Annotated in this window: 5 protein-coding genes; 1 reads left to right on the forward strand and 4 read right to left on the reverse strand. The window is 53.4% G+C overall.

Annotation, left to right across the window (positions count from 1 at the left end; genetic code table 11):
* The 4 genes from CRT23_RS27095 to CRT23_RS28265 form a co-directional block, all read right to left on the reverse strand.
* A partial coding sequence (locus CRT23_RS27095) for a sugar phosphate nucleotidyltransferase (RefSeq protein WP_245436639.1) occupies window positions 1-316 on the reverse strand: 316 nt, incomplete at its 3' end.
* Between the two features lie 21 nt (window positions 317-337).
* Window positions 338-1,321: a GDP-mannose 4,6-dehydratase gene (locus CRT23_RS27100; RefSeq protein WP_348628904.1), complete on the reverse strand. Its 984-nt coding sequence runs from the start codon at window positions 1,319-1,321 to the stop codon at window positions 338-340.
* Complete coding sequence (gene gmd / locus CRT23_RS27105; RefSeq protein ID WP_103712583.1) at window positions 1,308-2,291, reverse strand: GDP-mannose 4,6-dehydratase; 984 nt, start codon at window positions 2,289-2,291, stop codon at window positions 1,308-1,310. The genes CRT23_RS27100 and gmd overlap by 14 nt, the downstream gene beginning before the upstream one ends.
* 524 nt (window positions 2,292-2,815) lie before the next feature.
* Complete coding sequence (locus tag CRT23_RS28265; RefSeq protein ID WP_146056554.1) at window positions 2,816-4,333, reverse strand: hypothetical protein; 1,518 nt, start codon at window positions 4,331-4,333, stop codon at window positions 2,816-2,818.
* A 308-nt stretch (window positions 4,334-4,641) separates the two neighbouring features.
* Here CRT23_RS28265 and CRT23_RS28270 point away from each other — a divergent pair, with 308 nt between their 5' ends.
* Window positions 4,642-4,878 (forward strand): hypothetical protein, encoded by a 237-nt coding sequence (locus CRT23_RS28270; RefSeq protein WP_146056555.1) that lies wholly within the window; start codon window positions 4,642-4,644, stop codon window positions 4,876-4,878.
* The last annotated feature ends 165 nt before the right edge of the window (window positions 4,879-5,043 follow it).

Here is a 5,043-nt window from a genome sequence, read left to right on the forward strand (position 1 = left end):
CCGCGTGCAGGGTGGCGACCGCCACCGCTGCGGCGGAGTCGCGCCGCTCGGGCTCAAGGATGATGTCAGCCGCGATGCCGGCCTGCTGCAGCTGCTCGGCGACGATGAAGCGCGCATCGATGCTGGTGAGCACGGTCGGGCGCGCGAAGACGCCGGTATCGCTCAGGCGCTGGGCGGTGGCCTGGAAGGTTGAGGTCTTGGGGTCCACCAGCGGCGTGAACTGCTTGGGCATGCTCTCGCGCGACGCCGGCCAGAGCCGCGTGCCCGAACCGCCGCAGAGAATGATCGGGTGAATCCGGTTGGGGGAATTGCTCATCGATTCAGCCTTTTCGCGCGTCTAGCCACGCAAATTCGTGCGGGCTTGAGCAAGGATATCGGAGAGGGTCCTGCCCCAATCCTCGTGTGGGACCCACCCCGTTGCTGCCGAAAGTCGCGACGCGTCGCCTGCCGCGACAGGAATTTCCGACGGACGCATCCGATCGGGCGCAATCCGGACTTCGAATGGCACCTGCGCATGCTGGCGCAAGTCTTCGAGAACACTCGCGATGCTCCGTGGCTGCCCCGAAGCCACGTTGAACACGGTGCCGCTTTCGATTTCCGCCTTCTGCGCAATCAGTGAGGCGTAGGCTCGTACGACGTCGGAAACGGGGAGAAAGTCGCGTGCCGCATCGAGATTGCCCACCTCCAGCACCGGTGGAACGAGACCGGCTTCGATCCGAGCTATCTGCCCGGCGAAGGACGGCACGACGAACCGCTCATCCTGGCCGGGGCCGATATGATTGAAGGGACGAACGACGATGAAGTGCCCGTGCTTCAAGACATCGCCCAGGAGCGACTCACCAAACCATTTCGAGCAGGCATAGGCGCCTTGGGGCTCCGGCACGGCCTCCTCGGTCAAAGGCTGTCCAGAGAGGAAGGCGCGCCCGTAAACCTCTCCGGAACTGACGAATAGAAGCGTTGCCTTCGGCGCAAAGCGAACTATCGACTCAGCCAGATTGAGTAGACCGACCAGATTAACTCGCCACGTCTCACCTGGGGCGTTAGCCGATTGCGTTATGGAAGCAATCGCGGCCAGATGAATGACGTCAGTTGGTTGATAATCTGCAATGAAACCCGACAAAGCTTGTGAATCGAGTAGATCTAAGGACTTGAACACGACCCCGTCAGGCGATGTAGCCGTACTACCTCGCCCAATCCCGACGATGCGATCCGAAGGCCCCACCGTCTCCAAGAGCGTTTTAATGGCGTGTCGGCCAACAAACCCTGCCGCGCCGGATACAAGTATTCGCTTCACGGGCAGACGAGGATCACGACTTTGCACCGAGGCGCCTCAGGTCAGCCTCGACCATCTCTTGGATCATCGCTTCCAATGAAATCTCCGCATGCCAGCCAAACGCAGCTTGTGCCTTGGTTGGATTTCCAAGCAGCACCTCTACTTCCGCCGGACGGAAAAGCTCTTTGTCGATTATCAAATGATCCGCGCTCGCTAGTCCAACGTGCTGAAATGCAATCTCACACATTTCACGGACTGTCACAGTGCGACCGGTCGCGATTACATAATCATCAGGCGCATCCTGCTGAAGCATCATCCACATCGCACGGACGTAATCTTTTGCATGCCCCCAGTCACGCTTAGCATCGATGTTGCCGAGACGAAGTTCCTTAGCAAGGCCGAGCTTAATCCGAGCTACGCCATCAGTGACCTTACGCGTGACGAACTCCACCCCGCGCAGCGGTGATTCGTGATTAAACAGGATTCCGTTGGAGGCATGAAGATTGAAGCTCTCGCGATAATTGATGGTCATCCAATGAGCGTAAAGCTTGGCGACGCCATACGGAGAACGCGGATAGAACGGCGTCGTCTCACTCTGGATCTGCTCCTGGATGAGGCCGAACATCTCCGACGACGACGCTTGGTAGTAACGAGCGCCTGGTTTCAAAGTGCGAACGCACTCAAGCATATTCACGGCACCGAGCCCTGTGATCTGCCCAGTCAGAAGAGGTTGCTGCCAGGAAGCTGTTACAAAGGATTGAGCTGCGAGATTATAAACCTCGTCCGGCTGCACCGCCTGCACGATGCGCGCGAGGCTCGATAGGTCGAGGAGATTGCCGTCATGAAGCTCGACGTCGTCCTGAATTCCAAGCCATTTAAGGCGGTGATCGAAAACGCCTGCGTGGCTCGAGCGCCGAACAACTCCGTGAACGGAATAGCCCTTACCTAGCAGAAGTTGCGCTAGGTAGGCGCCGTCCTGACCCGTGATTCCACTAATTAGCGCGCGTTTGTTCGTCACATTCAGCTCCGGGATCGCGGACGTTCGCCGCCAATGGCTCTGAGGCACAGCGCATTACAAACAACTGTCTGCATCAGCCGCGGTGTCCCTACAGGGACACGGTGGGTCTCGCCAAGGGCTCGATCATCGTGAGTGCATCCCACAACACCAGGGGCACGCGCAAGTGCGCTGATGCGACAACAGCTTGCCGCTCTGCCTGCTCACATGAGCCTCCAACTTCGCTTGATCAAAATGCCATTGTTAAGCTCGAGGTCCTTCAAAGGGAGGGGGACGGCATCGGGTCGGATCGCAGCGAAGGGGCTGGAGGTACTCGTGCGCCGCTTCAGCAGTGTTTCGGTTGCTCTTGTCGTTCTGGAAGCTACAGGCGGCTTTGAGGCGAGTGCGCATCCTTTGAGTCCTAAGCGAAGTGCGCACCATCAGACGATGAGATCAAGCATATAGCAAGGCTTATTAAATCAAATATTCCGTCTCTATGTCATTATTGAAATACAAGCCAGCAGGAAAAACTTGCACGTGTTCCGGCTTTACATCTCCAGAAAGTCCGGGCGTTTAGGCCTCCGCGGCTTACCCAATCCAATCCAGCGAAGCGGACGGGTCAGCTTCCAGCTCATAGAAGCGGTCGTTGAATCGTTGTAGGCCACAAACCAATGCAGAAGCACAGAGCATCTATACTCATGCATATTTCTTTGACTAATAGCCTCGGCCTGCGATGCAAGGGCGGCATCTCGTTGAGCCTGAAGTTCGTCGCGCGTTCGTAGCAATGCTTCAACCTCGGCCTGCGTGATCGCTTTGGCGTGGATAGCCTCAGTCTGCGATGCAAGGGCGGCATCTCGTTGAGCCTGAAGTTCGTCGCGCGTTCGTAGCAATGCTTCAACCTCGGCCTGCGTGATCGCTTTGGCGTGGATAGCCTCAGTCTGCGATGCAAGGGCGGCATCTCGTTGAGCCTGAAGTTCGTCGCGCGTTCGTAGCAATGCTTCAACCTCGGCCTGCGTGATCGCTTTGGCGTGGATAGCCTCAGTCTGCGATGCAAGGGCGGCATCTCGTTGAGCCTGAAGTTCGTCGCGCGTTCGTAGCAATGCTTCAACCTCGGCCTGCGTGACCGCTTTGGCGTGGATAGCCTCAGTCTGCGATGCAAGGGCGACATCTAGTTGAGCCTGAAGTTCGTCGCACGCTTGTTTGGACAATTCTCCATTCTTTATCAAAGACAAATTTTTTTCATGAGTTATTCTAGCAAATGAGGCGTAGCTTCTAGTGAAATAGCAATATTGCGACATCTCGCGAAGAAAATCCGATATGACTTTCCTCCCAAACTCTCGGCCAGGAGCGGACTGGCATCTGTCAATAATTGACGAACCATAAATCTCAACTGTTTGCTTGAAGTTTTCAAATTCAATTTCACTGTTGTAGCAAAAACCGATTGTATTTTTTGCATCTGAAAGATCTAATTTAATATTCTGGCCCGCAAATAAATCTTCGACACTATTCCTATATAATCTATCGGTCGCGACACGATTTATATCTAGGATGAAATCTGCAGATGCCGCCGCATTAATATAAAGATATAGATGAAAAAGGAAAAAACGCATGATATTGCTTGAGTCTGCAAGAGAAGATGTCTTCATAGGAAACAGCTGAAAGATCTCACGCACTATCGGATCATGCAAATTATTCTTAACTGTATCGTCTACCCGATCTACAAAATAGCCATTACCATTTGCGTGCTGCTGTGAGAAAGAGCACCATTGCTCGAATACATTTCGATAAAGCACTATATGTGTTCCAGGCGCTGCGAATTTTATACCCGCAACGCGTCCGAGACTTCGCGTCGCGGTAAGAACTGGGATTTTACCTTTATGTTCTGCATTCCTGATTAGTTTAGAAATATATGCTATTTCAAGAGCTGATATCTGTCCTGTAGGTCCGTCATCGGGAATGAATTTTTCATAACTAAAAGACGGATCAAACCCGTCCACCCCACCATTCTCCTGGATGAGTGGAATGTATTCTAAAAAATAGGCAGCCCCAGGTGGATGTTTGGACATCCATCCTTCGTGTGTAAACGAAGGTATCGAATCAATCTTTAAACTAAACAAAATCTCGTGAAATATTTCATAATAGGCTATAGTTTTTTTATCTCTTCTAATACTGTCCCAAATAAAGGTGCTTGAAGTTCTAAACCCTGAATGGAGAAATATCATCAGATACCACCATCTGTTAAAATCAATGCTTCTCAATTGATAATTATATTACGCGGCTCTACGATTGCACAAGCCAAGTCTAGAAAGCTGTCCAATCGGTTCGCATTCTCCGGGTATAGACTGGGTTGTTGTCCTGGCCAAGAGACACTGCCATGCTGCTTCTGCCCACCTGTATGCTTCGCCGGCATTATCTTGGCGTTTCTGCTGTTCGTCCATCGCTCATGGCGGCATACGCAAGTGCTGCTCGCGGCACGACTGCCTGCCTGTCGCGCCTATCTGCTGGTTGCTCGTTCGCGATCCTGAGAATCCCTTCCCGCCGTAAACTTTTCTTTGCACCGACCTCGATTGCAACTGAACTTAAGATCGTGTCGTGGTTCGTGCGGCGCTGAAGCGTTGAGGTCACTATCCGACAGGTTCGCCCCCATATTGGGGTATAGAACGCAATGGCAGCGGTCCAACACAGAGATTGCCAGAACTACTTCCTGCTTGTTCCCCCTAGCACTACCTGGGCACTTTGATGTTAGAGGGCAGCGTGAAGCGTCTTTGGCAGTGTG

Source organism: Methylobacterium sp. V23, from assembly GCF_002917135.1.
In the GTDB taxonomy this organism is placed as follows: Bacteria; Pseudomonadota; Alphaproteobacteria; order Rhizobiales; family Beijerinckiaceae; genus Methylobacterium.

Coding starts and splice junctions, on each gene's coding strand:
- CRT23_RS28265 (WP_146056554.1), bottom strand. CDS start 4,333: ATGTCCAAACATCCACCTGGGGCTGCCTATTTTTTAGAATACATTCCA.
- CRT23_RS28270 (WP_146056555.1), top strand. CDS start 4,642: ATGCTGCTTCTGCCCACCTGTATGCTTCGCCGGCATTATCTTGGCGTT.